The organism is Dyadobacter jejuensis (assembly GCF_003149085.1).
Lineage (GTDB): Bacteria > Bacteroidota > Bacteroidia > Cytophagales > Spirosomataceae > Dyadobacter > Dyadobacter jejuensis.
Window position 1 is genome coordinate 192,331 of record NZ_QGDT01000003.1, and the last position, 21,801, is coordinate 214,131.

General features: G+C 44.7%; 17 protein-coding genes. 6 read left to right on the forward strand and 11 right to left on the reverse strand.

Annotation, left to right across the window (positions count from 1 at the left end; genetic code table 11):
* Positions 1-6: 6 nt before the first annotated feature.
* The 5 genes from CLV98_RS07665 to CLV98_RS07685 form a co-directional block, all read right to left on the reverse strand.
* On the reverse strand, positions 7-1,560 hold the full coding sequence (locus tag CLV98_RS07665) for an ABC transporter permease/substrate-binding protein (protein ID WP_109673733.1): 1,554 nt from the start codon (positions 1,558-1,560) through the stop codon (positions 7-9).
* Positions 1,553-2,533, reverse strand: coding sequence for an ABC transporter ATP-binding protein (locus tag CLV98_RS07670; protein ID WP_146202245.1), 981 nt, complete (start codon positions 2,531-2,533; stop codon positions 1,553-1,555). Before CLV98_RS07670 ends, CLV98_RS07665 begins: the two co-directional genes overlap by 8 nt.
* Entirely contained in the window at positions 2,523-3,905 is a 1,383-nt protein-coding gene (locus tag CLV98_RS07675; RefSeq protein ID WP_109673735.1) for a mercuric reductase, read from the reverse strand. The genes CLV98_RS07670 and CLV98_RS07675 overlap by 11 nt, the downstream gene beginning before the upstream one ends.
* A gap of 12 nt (positions 3,906-3,917) precedes the next feature.
* Complete coding sequence (locus tag CLV98_RS07680) at positions 3,918-4,199, reverse strand: DUF427 domain-containing protein (protein ID WP_109673736.1); 282 nt, start codon at positions 4,197-4,199, stop codon at positions 3,918-3,920.
* Positions 4,200-4,383: 184 nt separating this feature from the next.
* Positions 4,384-7,728, reverse strand: coding sequence for a DEAD/DEAH box helicase (locus tag CLV98_RS07685; RefSeq protein WP_109673737.1), 3,345 nt, complete (start codon positions 7,726-7,728; stop codon positions 4,384-4,386).
* Positions 7,729-7,912: 184 nt separating this feature from the next.
* Here CLV98_RS07685 and CLV98_RS07690 point away from each other — a divergent pair, with 184 nt between their 5' ends.
* Complete coding sequence (locus tag CLV98_RS07690) at positions 7,913-8,686, forward strand: TspO-related membrane protein (RefSeq protein WP_109673738.1); 774 nt, start codon at positions 7,913-7,915, stop codon at positions 8,684-8,686.
* A 180-nt stretch (positions 8,687-8,866) separates the two neighbouring features.
* Positions 8,867-10,033: a Gfo/Idh/MocA family protein gene (locus CLV98_RS07695; protein ID WP_109673739.1), complete on the forward strand. Its 1,167-nt coding sequence runs from the start codon at positions 8,867-8,869 to the stop codon at positions 10,031-10,033.
* A 48-nt stretch (positions 10,034-10,081) separates the two neighbouring features.
* Here CLV98_RS07695 and CLV98_RS07700 read toward each other — a convergent pair whose 3' ends face one another.
* Entirely contained in the window at positions 10,082-12,199 is a 2,118-nt protein-coding gene (locus CLV98_RS07700; protein ID WP_109673740.1) for a type IA DNA topoisomerase, read from the reverse strand.
* 350 nt (positions 12,200-12,549) lie between these two features.
* Between CLV98_RS07700 and CLV98_RS07705 the strand changes: the two genes are divergently transcribed.
* Positions 12,550-13,671, forward strand: a complete 1,122-nt coding sequence (locus CLV98_RS07705) for an acyltransferase family protein (protein ID WP_109673741.1) — start codon at positions 12,550-12,552, stop codon at positions 13,669-13,671.
* On the opposite strand, the gene CLV98_RS07710 is transcribed toward CLV98_RS07705, so the two are convergent.
* Complete coding sequence (locus CLV98_RS07710) at positions 13,665-14,780, reverse strand: alpha/beta hydrolase (RefSeq protein WP_109673742.1); 1,116 nt, start codon at positions 14,778-14,780, stop codon at positions 13,665-13,667. The genes CLV98_RS07705 and CLV98_RS07710 overlap by 7 nt on opposite strands.
* Positions 14,781-14,920: 140 nt before the next feature.
* On the opposite strand from CLV98_RS07710, the gene CLV98_RS07715 reads away from it, so the two are divergent.
* On the forward strand, positions 14,921-15,502 hold the full coding sequence (locus tag CLV98_RS07715; RefSeq protein WP_109673743.1) for a DUF4202 domain-containing protein: 582 nt from the start codon (positions 14,921-14,923) through the stop codon (positions 15,500-15,502).
* Positions 15,503-15,507: 5 nt separating this feature from the next.
* Here the strand turns inward: CLV98_RS07715 and CLV98_RS07720 are convergent, their stop codons facing one another.
* The 4 genes from CLV98_RS07720 to CLV98_RS07735 form a co-directional block, all read right to left on the reverse strand.
* Positions 15,508-17,109 (reverse strand): L,D-transpeptidase family protein, encoded by a 1,602-nt coding sequence (locus tag CLV98_RS07720; RefSeq protein ID WP_109673744.1) that lies wholly within the window; start codon positions 17,107-17,109, stop codon positions 15,508-15,510.
* Positions 17,110-17,191: 82 nt separating this feature from the next.
* Positions 17,192-17,449, reverse strand: coding sequence for a hypothetical protein (locus CLV98_RS07725; protein WP_109673745.1), 258 nt, complete (start codon positions 17,447-17,449; stop codon positions 17,192-17,194).
* A 200-nt stretch (positions 17,450-17,649) separates the two neighbouring features.
* Positions 17,650-20,109, reverse strand: coding sequence for a TonB-dependent receptor domain-containing protein (locus tag CLV98_RS07730; RefSeq protein ID WP_109673746.1), 2,460 nt, complete (start codon positions 20,107-20,109; stop codon positions 17,650-17,652).
* Positions 20,110-20,225: 116 nt separating this feature from the next.
* Positions 20,226-20,984, reverse strand: a complete 759-nt coding sequence (locus CLV98_RS07735; protein WP_229203257.1) for an AraC family transcriptional regulator — start codon at positions 20,982-20,984, stop codon at positions 20,226-20,228.
* A 162-nt stretch (positions 20,985-21,146) separates the two neighbouring features.
* Here CLV98_RS07735 and CLV98_RS07740 point away from each other — a divergent pair, with 162 nt between their 5' ends.
* Together CLV98_RS07740 and CLV98_RS07745 are read left to right on the forward strand one after the other, a co-directional pair.
* Positions 21,147-21,446: a GNAT family N-acetyltransferase gene (locus CLV98_RS07740; protein ID WP_109673748.1), complete on the forward strand. Its 300-nt coding sequence runs from the start codon at positions 21,147-21,149 to the stop codon at positions 21,444-21,446.
* Between the two features lie 49 nt (positions 21,447-21,495).
* Complete coding sequence (locus CLV98_RS07745) at positions 21,496-21,801, forward strand: hypothetical protein (protein WP_109673749.1); 306 nt, start codon at positions 21,496-21,498, stop codon at positions 21,799-21,801.

The following is a 21,801-nucleotide window of genomic DNA, read 5'->3' on the forward strand; positions in this document are numbered from 1 at the left end:
TGTAATTCAATTGTAATGAAGGTCTGAGATCTTTTTTATTTTTAAATGAGATGCTTGTTCTCGTCGCATCATAAGGGCGTAAGCATTATTAAAACCAATGGGTTTAAGCCATTTTAACTCAAACCGATCGTCAAATTCCTTGGCAACATAATTGAAAACCCGCTGAGGCTGAGCACCAAGCTGGGCTACCTGGCTGGGACTCGCTTGCAATAGTACCAAAAGTCCCGTGCCAGTATATTCGGGGTACATGTCAATTTCATTGTGAACCAAGGCATCAAAGCAAATTTTGGTACCACCGAGTCCGGTTTTGGTATCTACCTTGAGGGTCGTGTACCCTTCAATTAGCATTTTATACATATTGATCAGCAGATACTGTTCTCCAAAAATTTTGGAGCCGATCCTAATCGTCTCAGTTCCCGATTGCTGCGGAGGGCGGTATAGATTCGTGCGTTCCAAAAAGTCTTTGGCAACAATAGCCGGTCTTATCTTCTGGTAGTCGACCTGATAGTTGAGCTCGGTCATTATGGAATCATTGATATGTCCTGAGAGCATTTCCAGCACAGGTTCTATTTCTGGATATTTCTCCAGAACATCGTTTCTGACTAGCATAGAAGCCTGATAGGGTGGAAATATCCCTTTATCATCTTCCAGAGTTACCAGGTTGAAAGCCTTGAGCCGGCCATCGGTACTGTATCCGCTGATGATATCGAGTTGCTCTTGGAATGCCGCCTTGTACATAATGGCGTCGCTGATCACGACAGTTGGTATCTTAAAGCCATACTGCTGTTTTAATCCCAAATATCCATCTTGCCGACCCATAAATTCAGGAGTGAATCCGGCTAGCATATCAATATTGGACTGCTGACGTACGTAGGTGGTAGATATGGGAATCAGGAAGAGAAACAGGACGATTCCTGCCCCACCCAAACGACTCTGTTGGGCACGCTGTAGTAAGGCAAGTGACATGTCGAAGGCAATCGCCAAAAGGGCCGCGGGTATGGCGCCTGCGAGTATCATATGGCTATTGTTGAGGGCGATTCCCCCGAATATAAATTCGCCTAAGCCGCCTGCCGCTATATAGGCTGCCAGGGTAGCCACCCCCACGTTGATCACCGCCGCAGTACGCACTCCAGCGAGTATGACGGGCATAGCCAATGGAAGCTGTACCCGCAGTAAGATTTGCCAGGAGGTCATCCCCAGTGCGCGGGAGGCTTCGGTGATGGCCGGGTCTACCCCTCCAATACCCGTATAAGTGTTGCGGATGATGGGTAGAAGGGCATATAAGAATAAGGCGGTAATCGCCGGAACGGCCCCAATTCCGAGTAGCGGGATCATGACACCCAGTAAGGCAATGCTCGGAATCGTTTGCATGATACCGGCTATCCCCAACACTATTTTGGCCCAAGAGGGTCTGTTCACGATCCAGATTCCTAAGGGTAGGCCTATCAGGATGGCCAATAGTAGGGAGGAGCTCGTCAGTCCAATATGAGTCAGGGTTTGCTCCCCTATTTTATCCGCTTGTAGACTAAGGAAAGTCCAAAAACTTTCTTGCTCATCCATATTTTCTTTTTATTTGTGACAGGCAGTCTACCAAAGATTTTAAATCGGCAGATCTACAGGAAGCCGTTGAATCCAAAAAAACTAACGTTGTTAGTTTATTTTCCTCCATTAGGCCTATGGTATCCCAGAGGCTTCGGTCGGGTGTTATAGTCAGTTCCATGGGTGGGGAAGGACAAGAGGGTAAGAGGGTCTCTACCTCCCTTAAGGTGACGCTCGACAGCTCCAGTTGAAACCGTTGAGGGTCGAAGAAGCTACGAACAAAAGGTGAAACAGGGTCGAAAAGTAGCGCTTGAGCAGTTCCTTGCTGTATAATTTTTCCTTGGTCCATTACCACAATATGATCTCCCATTTCTATGGCTTCCAGCAAATCGTGCGTCACTAAAACGACCGTTTTGCCACGATGGTTCAACAGGGACTTCAATTCCCTTCGGATTTGCTGCCGAGTAATGGGGTCCAAGGCACCAAAGGGTTCGTCCATGAGGATCAAAGGAGGGGCGGTAACCAAGGCCCTGGCAATGGATACCCGTTGTTGTTGGCCTCCACTTAGTTCCCTAGGATATTTATGTCCGTATTCGTCCATAGGAATAAGCAGTTGCGCCATCAGCTCTTCGGTTTTTTGCTGCGTAGTCTCGGCTTGCCATTTCAACAGGCGCGGGACAACGGCAATATTTTGAGTTACGGTATAATGGGGGAATAGGCCGTTATTTTGGCTTACATAGCCAATACGCCGTCGGAGCACCACTGGATCCAAGTCCTTGAGGGCTTGCTGATCCATGGAGATTTCTCCTTCCGTTGGCTCAATAAGTCTGTTAAGCATTTTTAAAGTGGTCGTTTTGCCCGAACCACTCGTGCCTACAAGCACTGTAATGCCACCTCTGGGAACATCGAAAGAAATATTATGGATGACGGGTGTGTTGCCGTAAAATTTCGAAACGCCCCGAACTTCGATCATGCTTGGTGAACTAGTCTTCAAGTTGAGAGAATAGGTTATTTAAAGATTCACTAAACGTGGGGTGCGCCAACATGCTTTGGGCGATTTGTTGCCAACGCAAGCCTCCCATCATAGCCATTTGAACGACCGACATTACTTCACCTCCCTCGGTACCTAACATAGAGGCGCCCAGAATGAGATCGGTATCGGCATCCACGATAGCCTTCATCATTCCCCGCGTATCTCCGGTTTCTATCGCCCTGGCTACCGAAGTATTGGCCAACGATACTGCTTTATAGTTTAGGCCTTTCTCCTTCGCTTGTTGCTCATTGAGCCCAACTCTTCCTAGCTGTGGGTCGGTGAACATACAATAGGGCAATATATCGTGGTTGCCTTGGAGTTGTTGATCCGCGAACAACACCTGGGTAAGTATTCGGTAGTCGTCATAGGCTACATGGGTAAAGGCGGGTCCCCCTTTTATATCGCCCAATGCATATATTCCTGGTACGTTGGTTTGCATGGAATTATCGACGGGGATATAGCCTTTGGAGTCCATGTGCACACCTGTTGTTTTCAGATTTAATGGTTTGGTAATGGGTACCCTTCCGCTGGCTAAGAGTAGGTGCGTAAAGGGTATCTGCGACTGTTGTCCTTCCGACTCTACGGTCGCCATATAGCCATTTTCCGACTTCTCTACCGATAGGAGTGATGTATTGAGCCTTATGTTCACTCCTTCCTCTTTTAGTATCGAATACAAGGATTCGGCGATATCTTCATCCTCTTTCTTTAATATTCTTGGGCCTCTTTCTAGTAGGGTGACCTGGCTGCCAAACCGCTGGTACATTTGTCCAAACTCTAGTCCAATATATCCTGAGCCCACTATAAGCAGCTGCTTGGGTAGGGTGGGCAGGGTTAGGAGACTGGTATTGGTAAGATAAGCTACTTGGTCGAGCCCTGAGATGGAGGGAATATGCGGTTCTAAACCGGTGTTGATTATTATCGTTTCGGCTCTTACTGTCTGTTGAGTACCATCGGGAAGGTCAATTTGGACGGTCTTGGGCCCTTGGAAACTCGCTTCGCCATAAATAAGGTCAAGGTTTTCTGTCTGCTTCAAGCCTTTTTCACTCCCTGACCTCATTTTATGGACGATTTCTTGTTGACGGGCTATGACGGCTTCCATATGCACGTTGGTCCGAGCCGTGGTTATACCCATTTCCTCTGACCGATTGATAAGCCAAGCAGTTTTGGCCGATGCCACCATCGTTTTAGTTGGCGTACAGCCGTCGTTGACGCAGGTACCTCCCACCCACCTTTTTTCAATTAATAACGTTTTTAAACCCTTTTTGGCAAGGTATTTACTCAATGGTGTTCCGGCTTGGCCCGAACCAATGATGATGGCATCGTATTGGATCATTTCTCGTCTGTTTTAAGCTTGAATAACTACCCCTTTCCAAAAGGCAATATGGTCCTTTATCTGGATGGCTTTTTCGGAGGGCATGGGGTAGTACCATGCCGCATCGGCATTTATTTCCCCATGTACCACCACATCGTAGTAATGAGCCTCTCCTTTCCATGGACACACCGTATGCGTGTCCGATGTAGCAAGAAAGATGTCCTTGACCGACTCCCTAGGGAAATAGTGGTTGTTTTCTACTACGATGGTTTCGTTACTTTCAGCTATTACTTCGTCTTTCCAAATGGCTTTCATAATGTCTCGTTTAAATTTTATTCAGTTATAGAAAAAAATTGATCCATATCAATAACTTTGAACTTAACGATGATGAAATATAATAAAAAATATCCAAAATACTTTTGTTAAGGGATCGGGATGACTAAACATTACTATGCAGAAATATCTGAACTCTATGCGGCCTTATGAGGGGGCCGTGGCATTATGGCTGTACCAAATGAAGTAAATCGGCCTTGCTCAGGTTCTTGAGGATATGGCGGTCGGTCCGAATCAGGTCGGCGGCCAGGTCAATTTTAGATTTTTGAAGTTGCATCATCTTCTCTTCGATGGTATGGGGAGTGATGAGCCGTACGGCGATCACCTTTTTATTTTGGCCAATACGGTGGCTTCTGTCTATGGCTTGGTTTTCTACTGCCGGGTTCCACCAAGGATCCACCAAAAATACATAATCGGCCTCGGTCAGGTTCAATCCCGTACCCCCAGCTTTCAAACTGATAAGAAATACACTGATAGAAGGGTTGTTTTGGAAGTTATGAACGATTTCCTCACGATGGGTGCTTTTACCCGTAAGGTACTCGAAGGGGATATCTTCCTGATTTAGTTTTTGTTTGATAAGATCCAGCATGCTCACAAACTGAGAAAACACCAGAATCTTATGTTTTTGGCGCTTCGACCGTATCTGGTCCAATAGTATATCTATCTTCGAGGATTCGGCACCATAGTAAAGTTCGTCGTTCAGTAGCGAAGGGGCATTGCAGATCTGCCGGAGCTTGGTGAGTCCCTGGAGTACATGAAGCCGATTACGTTTGATATCTCCCTCTTCCTTACTGTTCAAATAGTCAAAAAACTCTTTTTCATACGCTTCATAGACCTTACGTTGGCTTTCACCCATTTCACAATATAAATAGGTTTCAGTTTTGTCGGGCAATTCTGGGGCTACCTGTTGTTTGGTTCGTCGAAGGATAAAGGGGTGAATCTGTTTCTGTAACCTGTAGGCCGGATCATCCGTTTTGAATCGATCGATGGGGACGATATACCGGTTTTTAAACTCCAATTTACTACCCAGAAGTCCAGGGCAGGCAAAGGACAATTGCCCATAAAGGTCCATGGAGTTGTTTTCGAATGGGGTACCCGTGATCACAACTCTACCTTTGCTGTTCAGTAAGCAGGCGGCCTTATAACGTTGTGAATCGGGGTTTTTGATGGCTTGAGACTCATCTAAAAAGACATATCCGAACGATAGTTTACTTAATAGATGAATATCGGACACCATAGTCCCATAGGTGGTGAGTATAATGTCGTAGGGGTAGGGCTTGTTAGAAGGCTGCAGGCGGTTGGCTCCATGATGAACCCAGGTGGTGAGTTCAGGTGCAAAGGCTGATATTTCCTCTTCCCAGTTGAATACCAGTGAGGTGGGAACTACGATGAGGTGAGGCTTTTGACCAGCAGTTTCTTTTAGGTTTAAAATAAAAGCCAGGATTTGTACCGTTTTTCCCAGCCCCATATCGTCGGCCAGGCAGCCCCCAAAGCCGAAGTCATCCAGGAATTTGAGCCAATTCAGCCCCTCTTTCTGATAATTGCGCAAGGAGGTTTGTAGGCCTTTAGGGTTTTTTACATGCCTTATACTCTGGAAATTCCTGAGTTTGTCACGCATGGTTTCGAGCTCTTGATGAACTTTTGGTTTCAACTCTTTGGCATCGAAAAGTGAGTCCATCAGCTCAAACCTAATCTTTGGAATTCTTAGTTGTTCACCACTCACCGTCCCCGCAGAGAAGTACTTCTCGAACCTCACCAGCCATTCTTCTGGAAGTAACCCTTCCGTACCATCGTCCAATGCTACATATCGGGTCCTATTTTTAGCGGCTTTGTGCAAGTTTTTTAAGGAAACTTTTTCTTTGCCGAAGCGTACCTGAATGTCGGGCAAGAACCAGTTGATACCACTTTCAACGGTGACCGTAACAGTGGCCTTATGGCTATTGAGCCGATTTTGATGGATGGTGTTGAATCCATAAATTTTTATGGACTGGTTTCTCCAAGCTTCGAAGGCATCCAAAAACCAGTTTTCGTCCAAAAAGCGGGCTTTACTGAGGTAAAATGAATCCCGGGGTTTCTGGTCCATAAAATCGGCGTGTTGTCGCCTCAAGGCCGCCAGGAATCGAATCTCTTCTTCTTCGTCGCGCCGGACGATATAAGGATGGCCGTGGCTGTCGACGGCATGAATTTGCTTTAAGGATAATATAGGAACTTCCACTCCGCCATAGCGAATCACCGGGGTTATTAGGATAAAGTGTCCTGATTCGGACAGGTAGATCATTTTTTTTATTCCAGTATCGGAAGTTGCGGCCTCAGACCAGGGCTGTCGGGCCTTCACCAGATGGGCATAAATGATCTCAATTTTTTCCTCGAGCCGCTCCAATATTCTACTTTTGAAGAGGTCGAATTTTGTGGTATGTAACAATACCTTTTTCTCCTGGTTACCCAAATAATGGACTATAGGAAGATAGTCAGCATCGTTAAGGAGTTGAAGGGTCTTGTCGGTTCTTAAAAAATAATCGTACTGTGGATTCACTTGCTCCAAATCATAGGTCTTTCCGTCCAACCTGATTACTCCCCCGAATTCATAATATTGGCCTTTGCGGTGTACTTTGAGGGTGAGCCCTATCTCTGGATTTTTGAGGGTTACCCTTATTAAATTTCCCGCATTGACAGAGTCGGACGTTGCCGTTTGGTGGATGTAAAAATCGAGATCAGCGGGGTTTTGGCAAATATTGGCCAGGGCCAACAGGTCGGAGGATGCCGATTTTTCCCTGAACTGATTCTTAAACCGCAGTAATGCGGAGTAAAATTTGATGAGGGATGGGTCCTGCTCCAGTTGAAGCAGATGGGTAGGGTCAACGGTCCGTAAGGGATTTTTTAATTTGCCGGCTTTGGTACGTTTGGCTCGGAACAACTCAATAAACAAATGGTCATAATATTTGTTTTTACCCAGGACTACTATAAGCTCTTCGGTGGAAGGGTCGTCTACCGTAGGCTTGGAGGGGGCAGCCTGCCACAGCTGGCGCTCCAAATGCTCAATGGTTTGTTCATTTACGGCAATCAAATTGTCAATCAGGGGGCGGTACTGGACTCTGCCGTCCTGGTATAGAACATAAAAAAACTCATCTGGATTGTCCCCTTCCGCAAGTCCATAATCCTGGCTATGCTGTCTTATTTGTTGAAGACGATGGGCCTCATTAAAAAAAACCAAATAGTCTTTTTTTTGATTTAAAATTAAAAGTGTCCTAGTCTGATGTTTGCAAAGGGTACCGAGCCTGTGATGGCAGTTACAGCTCAGTTGTATTCCTTCCAAATCCTGCCTGATCTCGGTATGATATAAGTTGGAGGGGCCGTCAGGAACCAAGAATGACGCATAATTTGTCAGAATAACTTGTGGTGCGATTTCGAGAAATCCATAAGAGGCAGTTTCGGGGAGCTCACTAGATTGACTAAATATTAGGTCTGTGGTTAGGTTTTCAAACCTAACGCCCTTTAGACTGTGTACATGCATATAGGTGGTTCATTGGTAAGCAAAGCCTATTTAGGAAATGGTCAATTGAGGAGCAAATTTGTTTAATTTTAGGCGAAACATGAAGTTTATTTTGAATGTTATGGATTTGTAAGCCTTTTTTTGAAGTAACTGGCATTAAATTTTAGAGGCCATCATTAAAATTTAAATCGTAACAGGCAAGATTATGACCAAAACCCTTCAAATTTCGAATATTGTGGCTCTAATCGCGACAATACTGATTAATTATCTTTCTAATACAGGCATTTTTAATGGAGAAACGATGGCTTCGGTATCGGCCGCCTATCAAAACTATTTTACTCCTTCGGGCTATGCCTTTTCCATCTGGGGATTAATATACTTATTGCTCATTGCATTTGTGATTTATCAATCAAAGGGCCTATTTGGTAAAGGAGAGGCTCCTTCCATTGTCGTCGAGATTGGCTGGTTATTCGTGTTCACTTGTGTGGCCAACAGTGGTTGGGTGGTGGCCTGGCTATATGGATACACAGGCCTTTCCGTCGTGATCATGATGTCATTATTGGGATCTTTGTTGGCCATATTGCTAAAAACCCGGATGGAATTGGAGCTGCTTTCTTTCAAAAGGGTTGCCTTGGAATGGTGGCCTTTCGCTATTTATGCGGGATGGATCGTTGCAGCCTCCATTGCCAATATGGCGGCCTGGCTTACCAAAATAGGCTGGGAGGGCTTTGGACTGGCCCCTCTACAATGGACCGTGATCATGATTGTGCTAGCCGGGCTTATATATTTATTCCTCATTTGGAATCGGAATTTAAGAGAGTCGGCTCTGGTGGGTGTCTGGGCTCTAGTAGCCATTGGTCATGCCAACTGGGGCTCGGTGCCGGTAGTAGCTTATTCTGCCTTGTTGATCGCTGGAATTATTTTTCTGAATATTGCGGCTCATGCGCTGCAAAATAGGGGAAAGCATTATTTGAAGTAACGCCGCTTCGCGTATAGGTACGATAAAAGCTCTGGTTGAGGGGAATTTCAATCGATTGCAAATTAAATTATGCCTGCTGTAGGGGCTACATTCCTTTAACATAGTCTTTCTTCATACATCGATGGGCTTTTACCAATGATGTGAGTAGATATCCTGAAAGTAAACAAACTCTTATCTCCTATGAAAGAAATGTCTGATGATACCCGGCGCACATTTTTAAAATCTACAGTAGGTACGGCGGCAGGTCTCTTTCTCTTGCCCAAATTGCCCCTCCAGGCCAGTACAACCACCGAATTGACGCCCGGGAATATTTGGATTAAAAAGCCCCTTGCCTCCAGAATAAAATTTGCGGTGATTGGTATGAATCACGGGCATATATACGGTCAGGTAGAAGCCCTCTTGCAGGGTGGGGGTGAATTGGTGTCCTATTATGCAAAGGAAAAAGAGTTGGCCGATGCCTTTGGGAAACGATACCCTAAGGCAAAGCTGGCGCGGGAGGAAAATGAAATATTAGAAGATCCTAGTATTCAGCTGGTCACCAGCGCAGGTATCCCCAACGAGCGTGGCCCGTTAGGGATTCGGGTCATGAAGGCAGGAAAGGATTATATGTCGGATAAGCCAGCTATTACGAGTTTAAAACAGTTAGCCGAGATTAAGAAGGTACAAAAAGAAACCAAGCGTATATTTTCTATTATGTATGGAGAGCGCCTTGGGAATAGGGCTACGGTGAAGGCTGGTGAATTGGTGAAGGCCGGGGCCATTGGCAAGGTGATCCAAACCATTGGCATGGGCCCTCATCGTATGAGTCTTTCTAGCCGACCCGAATGGTTTTTCGATAAAGCCAAGTTTGGAGGTATATTATGTGATATAGCCTCTCATCAATTCGATCAATTTTTGTATTTTACCAATTCTACTAGCGCCAAAATTTTAGCCTCTCAGGCAGGCAATACCCATCATCCTCAATACCCGAAGTTCGAGGACTTTGGCGATGCCATGGTGCAAGGAAACGGAGGTTCTGGTTATATTCGGGTCGATTGGTTTACTCCCGACGGTCTGAAATCCTGGGGCGATGGTCGGCTCACGGTATTGGGTACCGATGGGTATTTAGAGATTCGTAAAAATGTGGACATTGCCGGTAGAGATGGTGGTAATCATCTTTTTTTGGTAGACAATAAAGAGACCCGCTATATCGACTCGTCCGATACGGAGCTAAGCTATGGCCGTCAGCTGGTGGACGACGTTTTGAATAGGACCGAAACTGCCATGACCCATGCGCATTGCTTTCTGGCCACCGAGCTGGCCCTCATCGCCCAGAAGAACGCTTCAACGATGCCACAGAAAGGGTAGTTCGAACTTTAGCCTTCATTGGAGATGAAGGCTAAAGTGCCTAGTTACTTACGCTAAGTTAATATTAAAATCTCCATCCATTTCCAGCTTACCCTCTACGGGGTGGTCGGAACCAGGAATTTGAAAGCCTTTAATTTTAGTCGTTTTTCCCTTACTTAATAGGTCATAGACCTGCTTATTCGTCAGGGTTTTGCCCATTAGTTGATAGGGGATTTTAAAGCCACAGACCTGAAAATTGACGCACCCGAAGGCAGTTTTGCCCTTTTTGAGGAGTTTGTCCTTGCATTTGGGACAATGTAGCGTCTCGATATCGATTTCGGGCTTAGGTGGAGATTTCTTAGCGCTACCTGCCCCTTGGTCTGTTGTGGTCGTAGGCTCCGTGATAACGTTGATAATCCGACCATGCGTGCGTTTTACCTCCTGGGTCAGGTTTACTACCATATCTATAAGTTCCTTTTTGAAGTCTTCTAGGGCATATTCTCCCTTTTCAATGAGTCGGAGCTTCTTTTCCCACAACCCAGTTAGTTCAGCACTTTTTAGGAGCTCTACCTGAATGGTGTCGATCAAATCCATGCCGGTTTGTGTGGCTACCAGATTTTTTTTCTTTTTTTCGATATATTTTCTTCGAAACAGGGTTTCTATAATATTGGCTCTGGTAGAGGGGCGACCGATCCCGTTGTCCTTCAAGAGTTCTCGCATTTCGTCATCGTCTACCTGCTTACCTGCCGTTTCCATGGCACGGAGCAAGGTGGCCTCGGTATAGTTTTTCGGAGGGGATGTTTTGCCATGGTGAATACGCGGTTCGTGGGGCCCGCTCTCACCTATTTCAAAATTGGGCATAACCTTCTCCGCCTCAGCAGCATCTTTTTTTGTGGCTGTTTCATGTTGGTATAATTCCCTCCACCCCATCTCCAAAATTTGCTTGCCGGTGGCCTTAAACTCCACCTGGCCTACTTTACCTAATACCGTTGTGGTAGCGACCCGGCATTCAGGATAAAATGCGGCCAACAACCGTCGGACAATCATGTCATATATCCTTTTTTCGTCCAACGACAGTGCTCCTGGGCTCACCCCCGTGGGTATGATGGCATGGTGGTCGGTTACCTTTTTATCGTCGAACACCGCCTTCAGCTTTGGGATGGGGTTGGCTAATATTACCTCTGTATACTGGCGATAAGGGGTGAGTTGTTGCAGGATTCCTGCCATTTTGGGATGAAGATCCTCCGAGAGGTAGGTGGTGTCTACCCTTGGATAGGTAACCAATTTCTTCTCATAGAGCAATTGGATATATTTGAGGGTATCCTCTGCCGAATAACCATACTTCTTGTTGGAGTCCACCTGCAATGCCGTTAAATCGTACAGCTTGGGGTTTCCCTCTTTTCCCTCTTTCTTTTCGTAATCGGTAATTTCAAAAGGATGTTCCATTAAGTAGGCCAGTCCCTTCTCAGCCTTCTCAAACGTCTTAAGGCGGTCTATGGTAGCGGTGAACTCCGTTTCACGGTATATGGTCTTTAGCTCCCAATACTCCTCGATCACAAACTCATTGATTTCTTTCTGACGCTGTGCTATGATAGCCAGGGTAGGGGTTTGAACCCGTCCTATAGATAGTACCGCCTTGTTTTGCCCATACTTTTTGGTGAATAACCGGGTAGCATTCATCCCTAGTAGCCAGTCGCCAATGGCCCTGGCGCTTCCAGCGGCATAAAGGTTATCGAATTTCGATCCTTCTTGTAACTTTTCGAATCCTTCTTTAATGGCCACCTCGGTAAGGGAGGAGATCCACAGTCGCTTTACGGGCACGGTGCATTTTGCCTTCAGCAACACCCATCTTTGGATAAGTTCTCCTTCTTGCCCTGCATCCCCGCAGTTGATCACCTCATCGGCTTCCTGGACAAGCTTCTCTATAATGCCAAACTGCTTGAGTACCCCACTATTGTCGATGAGCTTTATTCCAAAACTTGGGGGGATCATAGGGAGATCTTCAAGCCTCCATGACTTCCATTGCGGGGTATAGTCATGAGGCTCCTTTAAGGTGCAAAAATGCCCAAAAGTCCAAGTTACCTGATATCCGTTGCCTTCGTAATATCCATCTTTTCTTTGCTTGGCACCGATTACTGAGGCAATATCCTTAGCTACACTGGGTTTTTCGGCTATACAAACTTTCATATGGTTACTGAGGCAATTGCTTATTGATGACAAGGCTTCGATCATTGCCGAAGGCCTTTTTAAATTTTAACTGCAAATATCCGAAAATTTATCCAGATAGAATTTATTATCCGCTGCTATACCTCTGCCTACAATCATTTCTTACCTCGTTGGTAGGTGTTTGTTCCGTGCGCTACTTTAATGCTTCGGTGGGAATATGCCCTAATGATTGCCGAAGACCAAAGTGATTTAAAGGAATGATCACTCGTAAAAGGGCTAGTAGTGTGTCGTAGTAAATATGTCTAAAAATACAAACAATTCGATAGAATAGCCCTGGAGTTGTATATCTTTGCGATACGAAAATAGTGAGTATGGTAAAAAAAGTAGGGAAGCAACAAATTGCCATCGTCCAAATTTTACGTGGCGTCGCAGCCGTGTTTGTTATGTTTTTTCATTACAAAAATGAGCTTGTGACGGATACTGCTTTACGGAATGCATTGGATACAGTATTTAATGGAGGTTATGTAGGTGTCGACTTATTTTTTGTAATTAGTGGGTTTATCATGGTGTATATCACCCAAAAAAATGAGGGGGGTAGGCAGGAGGCCATTCGGTTTTTAAGGAAAAGGCTTATCAGAATAGTTCCACTTTACTGTATCAGCACCATAGCCTATTTGTATCTGATATGGCAACCAGCGATGCAGCCCGATCTACTTAAGAATTTCGCTAGAAGTATGTTATTTCAGCCCTTCAACGCCACTCATTCTCCGTTTTACGGATATGCTAGTTTACCGGTAGGCTGGACCCTGAATTATGAGTTTTATTTTTACTTATTGGTAGCTGTGAGCCTTCTTTTCGGAAGAATAAAATGGCTGATGTTTTTTGCCCTATTTTTGCTCCTACAGTTTGCATTGCCTCAGGGCTTTGGTGTGGAGCCCTTTTCTGCTCGTTATAATAGCCGCCGATTACTACCCGTTTTTTATCTATTATCCGACCCCATGATGTGGAACTTCCTATTTGGGATTGGCATAGGGTTTATCTTCGTCAATAAGCCAATTAAGGAAAGGTTATTACGGGTGTTCGGGAACGGTCTTGTTCTTTTGATCATCTTAGTAGTTTTTATTTGGAAGTATTTGACGGGTCATAAAATTGGGCATGGACCATTAGAAGCCGGGTGGATCCTAGCCCTTTTGTTCTTAGCTCTGCTTTTATGGAGTAGTCGCCTAAGCTGGGCCTCAAGGACTTGGATAACCTACCTGGGCGACATTTCCTTTTCCCTTTATCTGTGGCATCTGCCTGTGCAGTTATTGGTTCAAAAAGTCCTTTATAGATTCGAATGGGGGCATCTAATCACCCATGGTTCCATCTTGGTGGTGAATGTTGTGTTGACGATCGTCGTATCTCATTTTTCTTATAGGTATATAGAACGGTATACCATGAAATGGCCAGAAATAGCTTTACTAAAAAAGCATAAAGCACGAATTCCTCAGTAAGGTTGGTCCATCATCAGGTCGTAGTCCTTATAGATCCGTTGTCTATAGTCTTTGTTCCATAATCTTCGGATAAAGGCGGCATATTGGTCTACGATATACTGGTTAGGGAATGCCAGTAAATGGCCTTGGCCCGTTTCAATGTTCAATTGTGTGGCAATGCCATGTTCGGCCAGTTTTTTAGACAGGCTGTCGGAGCCTATACAATTAAAATAATGATTACAACCGAAAAGGGGACCTAGGATATTGGGTAAAATATCGTCTTTTTCTTTCTGAAAGAATAGCGTTGGTCGGGCATTTGTGGCTCGAAATTGGTTGCTAACCGGTAGGGCGAATCCTGTTGTGGTAAGTAAGCCGCGGAGCTTGAATTGTCGATGGGCCTGAAGGGCGTCTAATGGCCCTAGTACAGACGAAATGCCTGGGAATAGAGACGAAAAGTCTCGCTCGGTCATATATGCCAAGGAGGCGATTACGATAGCACCGGCGCTACTTCCTGCCAAAAAAACCTGAGCGCTGTCGAGGCCAAATTGCTCGGATTGACTCAGAAAGAAATGTAAGGCAGTAAAGGTATCTTGGGTAGCTCTATAAATAGCCTTTGCGACTTCCTGACTATTACTTCCGCAGGCATCCTGCTGAGAGCCTCCAGCAAAGCCCAGTCGGTAATCGATGGTAGCGACGGCAAATCCTTTTTGGGCAAGGAGCTTAGCTTTCTCCAGTTCTAGCCCCCGATCTCCAAAAAGCAAGGCCCCTTCATGTAATATCAGAATAAATGGTCTACGGCTCATCGTATCGGGATGTGGAGCTACAAACGTAAAACCTAAAGTGGTTGACTTTCCAGAAAAGTCTGGCTGTTGGGAATATTGCCCATCCATATGGGTCAGTTCCGATAGTTCGAATATTTGCTGGGTACCAAACCTCTGGCTAGCCCCTAACAGGCTATCGGTGTCACTGGTGCGCGTCGTGTCGAGTACGAAATCGGGGTGCTCCGGGATAGGGACTCCAACCAGCGTGTCACCAGAGGGGGTAGGGTCGGTTTTGGTGCGGTGTGAGAAGCAGTGGGTGCACCAGAACAGAACCGAGAGCAAGCATAGATTGATGATTAGGGATTTCAAAATGTAGTGCAGGAATAACGAAGGTTGAAATAGTATGAGATCAAAATGCTGGTTCTCGTATAAATTTACAAATTAAACGGCTGATTTGTCAATATTGAGCTATAAGTTCTTTAATATTGAACTTTTAATACGCGCTACCAATGAAGAAATTTGAAGATGCCATCGCCCGATTTGACGAATACAACCGTCGGGACCCGAATATGATCATTCATCAGGGACAACGTTGGCCACAAGAGTACTTATTTGCCCTTATGAGATCCGAGTGGGTACGTAAGTTGAAACCCGATGCCTCGGATCAGTTGATGCTGGCCGCCCATTGCCAGCACTTAGGAAGATGGGCCATAGCCAGGAAGAGTTATCCCGATGGTCGGCTGGGGTATTTGAAATGGCGGAGTGACCTAGGGAAGTACCATGCGCAAATTGCGTCTGAAATCCTTTCGGCAGTGGGGTATTCAGAAGCTGAAATTAAGGAAGTGACCTCCATAGTACTCAAGCAGAAGATTAAGCAGAACCAGGAAGTACAGACCATTGAGGACGCCCTTTGTCTTGTTTTTCTACAATATCAATACGACGACCTACTCGAGAAACATTCTGAAGATAAGATGGTTTCTATTTTAAGGAAAACATGGGCTAAGATGAGCGACGTGGGCCGGGACTATGCCGTTCGCCTGTCCTTAAGCCCTAGAGGTCGTGCTTTATTGAACCTTGCCTTGAATTCCTAATAGGGCTATTCAGTTCCATTTTTGACGGCCTCTTTAAAAAGACGTTTGGCCATTTTTTGATCATGGCCATAGATGTCTCTTCGGAAATTCAATTCACCTTCCTGGTCGACCCAACAAGTGAAATACCCTATGAATACCGGAACTTGATCCTGTTTTGGTAGGGCCACATATTTCTCTTTACCGGCCTGCATGGCCTCTTCTATGCGTGCAGGAGTCCACAGACTGTCTTTTCGTAACAGAAACTCGGCCAATCGTGTGGGTTCAGAGAGCCGAATACAACCATGGCTAAAGGCTCGAGTGGATTCTGAAAAAAGACTTTTGGAGGGCGTGTCATGTAAGTATATATTATAACTGTTTGGGAACAAGAATTTGACCAATCCGAGGGAGTTCCTAACCCCTGGCTTTTGGCGTACTCTATTGCCCACCCATTCCATATTATGTTTGGCTAGGTAATTCCTGTTACGCCGTATTCCAGGTAATATTTCATTTTTCAATATACTATTTGGAATGTTCCAGTAGGGACTGAAAACGATCTGGCTAACGTTTCCTGAAAATATGACCGTGCTATGAGCCTGTGAACCCACTACTACCGCCATATTGAAGGCCAATTGTCCCTGTTCATAGACGTGCAGCGTGTATTCGGGGATGTTAACTAACAGGTAGTCGGAAGTAGGGGTAGGAGGAAGCCAGCGCATTCTTTCCATATTGATGAGAATCTGCTGAATTCTAGTAGTCAAGGGTACATTTATTTCTCGCATAAAAGCCGGGCCTATTTCTCCATCCTGCCTTAGTCCCATTCTTTTTTGAAAGCGCTTGACACCCTGCAACATGGTAGAGTCGAAAAGCTGCGTAGTGTCGGGATGGGGCAGGTCGCCATAGAAATACATCCGGTCTTTGATATGGCGGAGTACCGGATCCTGATCCTTTATTTTTAGCACTTTCTTGATCGAAAGTGTTACCCAGTGCCTATCCCCATAGGCATAACATTCCGATAGCTTGTTCTTTAGTAAATTATATTGGATGTTTATCGGCTCGTACCGGGCCACATCCTTACCGTTGTTTAGGATCAAAGAATCCAGAAAAGCGGTCAGGTCCAATTTTTTGCGAGGGATATACCAGTTCAGTTCATGAACATCCAGCTGAGCGTCCCCGTTATAGACTTTTTGACTGTATTTGAAAAACTGGTTTGTGAGTGCCAGTTCCGTATGGATTATGTTGCTATCCCTAGGGTTTATACGTTCCAACTCCTCCAAGGCCTCAATGGAGGCTAGGAGGGCTGGGTTGTATAAGGAGCTGTCGCCAGAATAATGCAGGTAGTCGAGTTGCATGCTCAAAAAACTGGTGACGACTTCGGACATACCGTCAGGGAAAAACCAGGCCATCTGAAAGTTCCTTTGGTTGTAGAAGCTCAGGAGTCGGATGCTATCTTCGGCCGAGGTGAATTTGCTATACTCGGCAACTTGGGAACTATCCAAAAAAAGCTCTGAATAGGCATTGCTTACCGTGATGGTCGTATCGCGTGTAGTGACTATCGCCTCCTTATCCGTAGTACGGCAGGAGCTAATAAGGAAGGTGATTGATAGTATTGCGAGAGCTGCTTTTATCATGGTGGGGCAAAGCTAAGAGACCGTATGTCAGCAATAATACTCTATTTGTTTGAGTATAAAAAATTACCGAAGGTCATATCTGCTAGGCCACCAGACTGAACAGCAATACCAGGATCCAGGGCAAAATATTGAGGCTCGCGCCCACCAAGCATTTGCCTGCCACTTTGTTGATCATAGCACCAGCCATTGTAAATGCTAAGAGGAGTAGGCATTTGGCGAAGGTAATAATTATGATACCCTGTTCGGATTCGCCATAAGCCAAATGCCTACAGCTGATGAGCAGTAGGTATAAGGCAATAAAAAGATTAGTAACATATAGAATTCTAAATATACTATTCATTTCTATGCTCGTTCTTGATTGTTTAGGAAGGGTTGAGTAGTGTCATGAAACAAAATGTTCCGTGAGTAGTCGACGACCGTTAATAAAAAGCCATTCCCAAAGATCATACTTTAGGAATGGCTAATCAAGTTTAAGACCATTTAATTGTGACTGAATGAGTAAATGGTAAATATATTGCGTAAACGTTGCAGATTCATTGATTAAAATTCACGATCACCAAATTCACTGGACGGCAAGTTGGCTTTTTTGCCAAGGCTATTCAGATTGAAAGAAAGATTGATCATGAATATATCAGTTTCTTGAATATAATTGGTTGTGGTGAAAAAGTTGGTGCCCGAGGTGGTTATTCTTTGTTGGTTCGTTCCGAACAGCCCCATGTCAATGTTCTGCCATTGCAAATTGGCTACCAATTTGCCCTCCATAAAGGTTTTGCGAACCGAAAGATTGGGCAATACAAACCGCGAGTCTTCCCCTTGAGCGGTAATCCTTTTGGATAAATAATTTACCCCCGCTTGGATCGTGACGGAATTGGTGGGTTGGAAAGTCGTGTTGGCATTGATACTATATACCCAGCTGGAAGTGTTAACCTTTACTTGGTCATTGAACAATGAGCCTTTGATTTGATAATGGTACAGATTTCCTCCGGCGTATATTTGCCACCATTTCGAAATTTTTGTAGACGTTCCCATCTCGAGTCCCCATTTTGTGGCCTTGCCAGCGTTGGTATAAATGCGGTTGAGTATGGTATCGTTATATACTTGGTTTACCCGGTTTACTACGTTATTGACTCCCTGATAGTAGCTCGTCAAAAATACATTGCCTTTATCATAGTTTTTGACGATACCCAGTTCGACTTGGTCTATCATTTCGGGTAGTATATCCGGGTCGCCCTGTTCGAGCGTTTCGGAGTGTTCACGTTCGGGATAGGGGTTAAGTTCATTATTGGTAGACCGTTGAATTCGTTTATTATAAGAAGCTTTCGCTATCAGTTGCTCAGTTAAGGAATATTGTAGGTTAACCGATGGAAACAAGTTGCTTAAGTTGAGGTGGCGGGGCGTAATACCGTCGGCCTCAAATACTCGCTTGGCGTATTCATAGCGCAAACCAGCCACATATTCCAATTTATTGAATTTCGAGCTATATTGTCCATACACCGCATGAATGTCGTTGCTAACCCTAGTGGAACTGCTGAACTCAGGAATTACCACAAAGCTACCGTCCGACAGATTTTGCTGCAGATAAGTAAAGTTACCCTTTTGGAGCTGGTGGCGAAACTGGTATCCAGTCTCAAGCTTGCCAGATCCTACTTTTAGGCTATAATCGGCCTTCGCCCTATAGGCCGTTAGCGGATTACTACTAGGGTTTTCGGTATATTGTAGGAGTTCCGAACGACTCGGTTCTGCTATATTCCTGTTGGTGGTGAGGCCTTGCAGATCGGCATGTTCTAACAATCCCGAGAGTTTTAAGCTAGACTTGGAACTCAAGGTGAGGGTATAATCCAAATTCCCTAAAGTGATTCTCGACGATTTATCGGCAATATTACTGTTAAAATAGTCGATTTGACCCACGTTTTCTCCGGTGGAAAGGAGGGTCTTGGTGTTATTATAGACGATATCGGCTCGTCGGGCTTGGGAGCGATAGCCATGGTAGAAGCCCCCAGTAATGGTATTTTTGGTGTTGATGCTATAGCTGGCCTGGCCCCGTGCCGTATAGGAATATTTTTTAAAGCTTCTTTCGCCTACAGATGGAAACGAGGTAAAGACGCCGTCGATGGTCGTATTGACATCACCAACCCTACGCCCTGTTAAGTCATTTCTTAGGAAATTGCCCCCCACACTGATGTCCCACTTTTTGTTGCGAAAGTTCATGGTTACATCGGCGCCATAGCGTTGTGGGTTACGAAGGTTGTCATAGGTCTTTACCGAAGGCAATCCGCCCTGTATATTGGCCATTATGGAAAGATCGTCCTTGGTCGACTGCTTCGTCTGGATGTTAATGATGCCCGCTTTTCCGTCAGGATCGTTACTGGCCGAAGGTGAGCTTATAATTTCTACATTTTCGATAGCGTTGGCCGGTAGTTGGCTCAATATGGTGCTAGCGTCGGTAAGCACGGGGCGGCCATTGATCAGTACCAAAAAGCCAGAGGATCCCCGAAGGGATATTTGTCCCTCGGCATTGATGCTCACCGATGGCGTGTTGCGAATGACGTCCAGAGCTGTGCCCCCTTGGCTTCCTAGAAATTGGTTGGCCTGGAAGACCTGCCTATCAATTTTGTTGGTAATGAGTTCTTTTTGGCCTTGAATGACTATTGAATTCAAACGAACAGTACTCGGTTCGATTTGTAAGGCAGGTAGTTCCATATTGGGGCTCGTTCCATTCAGCAGGATGGTGGTAGAGCGATGGCTCAAATAGCCTATATAATTTACTTCGAGATAGTAACTCCCCTTAGGCACTCGTTCAATCTGAAAATAGCCAAGACTGTCGGAGAGGGTTCCGTTCACAAGGGTGGAATCCCCACTAAGGAATATTGCTACCGAGGCAAAGGGAAGGGGGGACTGGTCTTGCTGGTCGATCACACGTCCTTTGAGGGTAGTTCGATTCTGGGCGAAGATGCTGAAACTCAATAAAAATAACAACGGGAATAGAATACTTTTTTTCATGGATAGACTTTAAGTTTGCGGCTCATTGGATTGAATACCATTATAATTTTCGTTTTAACAAAATTAATGGTCCGCTTTCCTCCAGAATGGTCGTATTCGTATTTTAACTGGTATATTTAGGAAATTCCTTTCCGATATACTCCAGGTAAAACGCCTGTTTGTCGCTTAAAAAACTTGTTGAAATGTGAAGGATCAGTAAAATTGAGCTCAAAAGCTATGTCGGCTAAGTTGGCATCAGAGTATAGAAGTCTTTTTTTCGCTTCTTGTAATATTTTCTCAGAAATTACCTCACTCGCTGTTTTGTTAAGATACTTTTTGCAGGCGTTGTTCAGGGTTCGGCTGGTAATGTTGAGCAAATCGGCATAGGTTTGCACATCTTTCTGTTCATGATATCTCTCTGAAAGCAGCATAAAGAATTGTTGTATCGTATTTGAAGTAATTGAGCCCCAACTACTGGAGTCGAGCCGCCGTAGTTTGCTAAAAAGCAAGATTACTAAGGCCTGAATTATCTCGTGATAATGTGCTTGTTCATGAAGGTGTTCTTGCTCCATTTGGTTAAATATGGAAACAAAATCGGCTAGCATAGGACTGAGGTTATAGCAATTTTGCAACGGTTGAGGAAATTTTTGAAATAACCATTCGTAAAGATTGGTCTCCAAAAGGAAATCTTTTTGAAACATGATAACGTAGCCCTTGGGAATCTCGGTGAGCTCCCAGCTATGGATCTGACCAGGCAATACGAAGTATAAATGGTTGGGAGTGACTGTGAAAGTATGGAGATCTATATGATGTAAGCCAGCACCTTCGGTCAAAAAAATCATCTCCAAATAGTCTTTATGACCATGTGGACGCGTGGTTTTAATGACCTCTTTCATCCGTTTAATTCGGAAAAACTCACGGGGGTGTAATTTATTTTTTAGCGGTAGCCGCATGGTTTTTGGGTAAAAATAATTTAAATGAGATACAAATTGGATAACTTTAGCTAAAATACCGTTCCTTACCTAATATAATGATGAAAACAGTTTTATTTTATACTTATGAGCCAAGAACGTGTAATTCTAGATCTGGACGAAAGGGGGCATGGTAGCTTTTTCTTGTATGAGGGCGACCAGCAGATTGGTGAAATGAAGATACTCTTAAAAGAGAAGCTGCTCACGGTTCTACACACTGAAGTGGATCCTCTTTTTGCAGGAAAGGGGAAGGCCAAACTGCTGTTGGACCATATGGTAGCCCATGCCACTGGCGACGGGCTTAAAGTGAGGCCCTTATGTCCATATGTATTGGCAGAGTTTAAAAGACACCCCGATACTTATGGAAATATCTGGCATCTTCATTAAGTTTATATCCCTATTCACATTGTTATTTTAATTTTACAGAATCAATCCAATGAAAAATATATACCTATTAACTCTTTTAATTTTCGTTTCAAGTGGCACACTTTTGGCCGATCAGCACTATAATCGGCACGACCTTACTTCTCACGCATTAAGAGAAAGGGTGTCGATTCGTATTGATGAGTTGCCTGAGGCCGTAAAGAGTACCTTGAATTCGTCGAGTTTTGATGGTTGGAAAATTGAAGAAGCCTTTCGAGTGACCCGGGATGATCAATCCAAATATTATGAAGTAAAATTAAAAAAAGACGAACAACAGAATATCGTTCGTCTTGAAAAAGATGGACAGGTTATCGACTAA

Coding starts and splice junctions, on each gene's coding strand:
- CLV98_RS07685 (WP_109673737.1), bottom strand. CDS start 7,728: ATGCATGTACACAGTCTAAAGGGCGTTAGGTTTGAAAACCTAACCACA.
- CLV98_RS07740 (WP_109673748.1), top strand. CDS start 21,147: ATGAGCCAAGAACGTGTAATTCTAGATCTGGACGAAAGGGGGCATGGT.
- CLV98_RS07735 (WP_229203257.1), bottom strand. CDS start 20,984: ATGAAAGAGGTCATTAAAACCACGCGTCCACATGGTCATAAAGACTAT.
- CLV98_RS07745 (WP_109673749.1), top strand. CDS start 21,496: ATGAAAAATATATACCTATTAACTCTTTTAATTTTCGTTTCAAGTGGC.
- CLV98_RS07680 (WP_109673736.1), bottom strand. CDS start 4,199: ATGAAAGCCATTTGGAAAGACGAAGTAATAGCTGAAAGTAACGAAACC.
- CLV98_RS07675 (WP_109673735.1), bottom strand. CDS start 3,905: ATGATCCAATACGATGCCATCATCATTGGTTCGGGCCAAGCCGGAACA.
- CLV98_RS07690 (WP_109673738.1), top strand. CDS start 7,913: ATGACCAAAACCCTTCAAATTTCGAATATTGTGGCTCTAATCGCGACA.
- CLV98_RS07725 (WP_109673745.1), bottom strand. CDS start 17,449: ATGAATAGTATATTTAGAATTCTATATGTTACTAATCTTTTTATTGCC.
- CLV98_RS07665 (WP_109673733.1), bottom strand. CDS start 1,560: ATGGATGAGCAAGAAAGTTTTTGGACTTTCCTTAGTCTACAAGCGGAT.
- CLV98_RS07695 (WP_109673739.1), top strand. CDS start 8,867: ATGAAAGAAATGTCTGATGATACCCGGCGCACATTTTTAAAATCTACA.
- CLV98_RS07730 (WP_109673746.1), bottom strand. CDS start 20,109: ATGAAAAAAAGTATTCTATTCCCGTTGTTATTTTTATTGAGTTTCAGC.
- CLV98_RS07720 (WP_109673744.1), bottom strand. CDS start 17,109: ATGATAAAAGCAGCTCTCGCAATACTATCAATCACCTTCCTTATTAGC.
- CLV98_RS07700 (WP_109673740.1), bottom strand. CDS start 12,199: ATGAAAGTTTGTATAGCCGAAAAACCCAGTGTAGCTAAGGATATTGCC.
- CLV98_RS07705 (WP_109673741.1), top strand. CDS start 12,550: ATGGTAAAAAAAGTAGGGAAGCAACAAATTGCCATCGTCCAAATTTTA.
- CLV98_RS07715 (WP_109673743.1), top strand. CDS start 14,921: ATGAAGAAATTTGAAGATGCCATCGCCCGATTTGACGAATACAACCGT.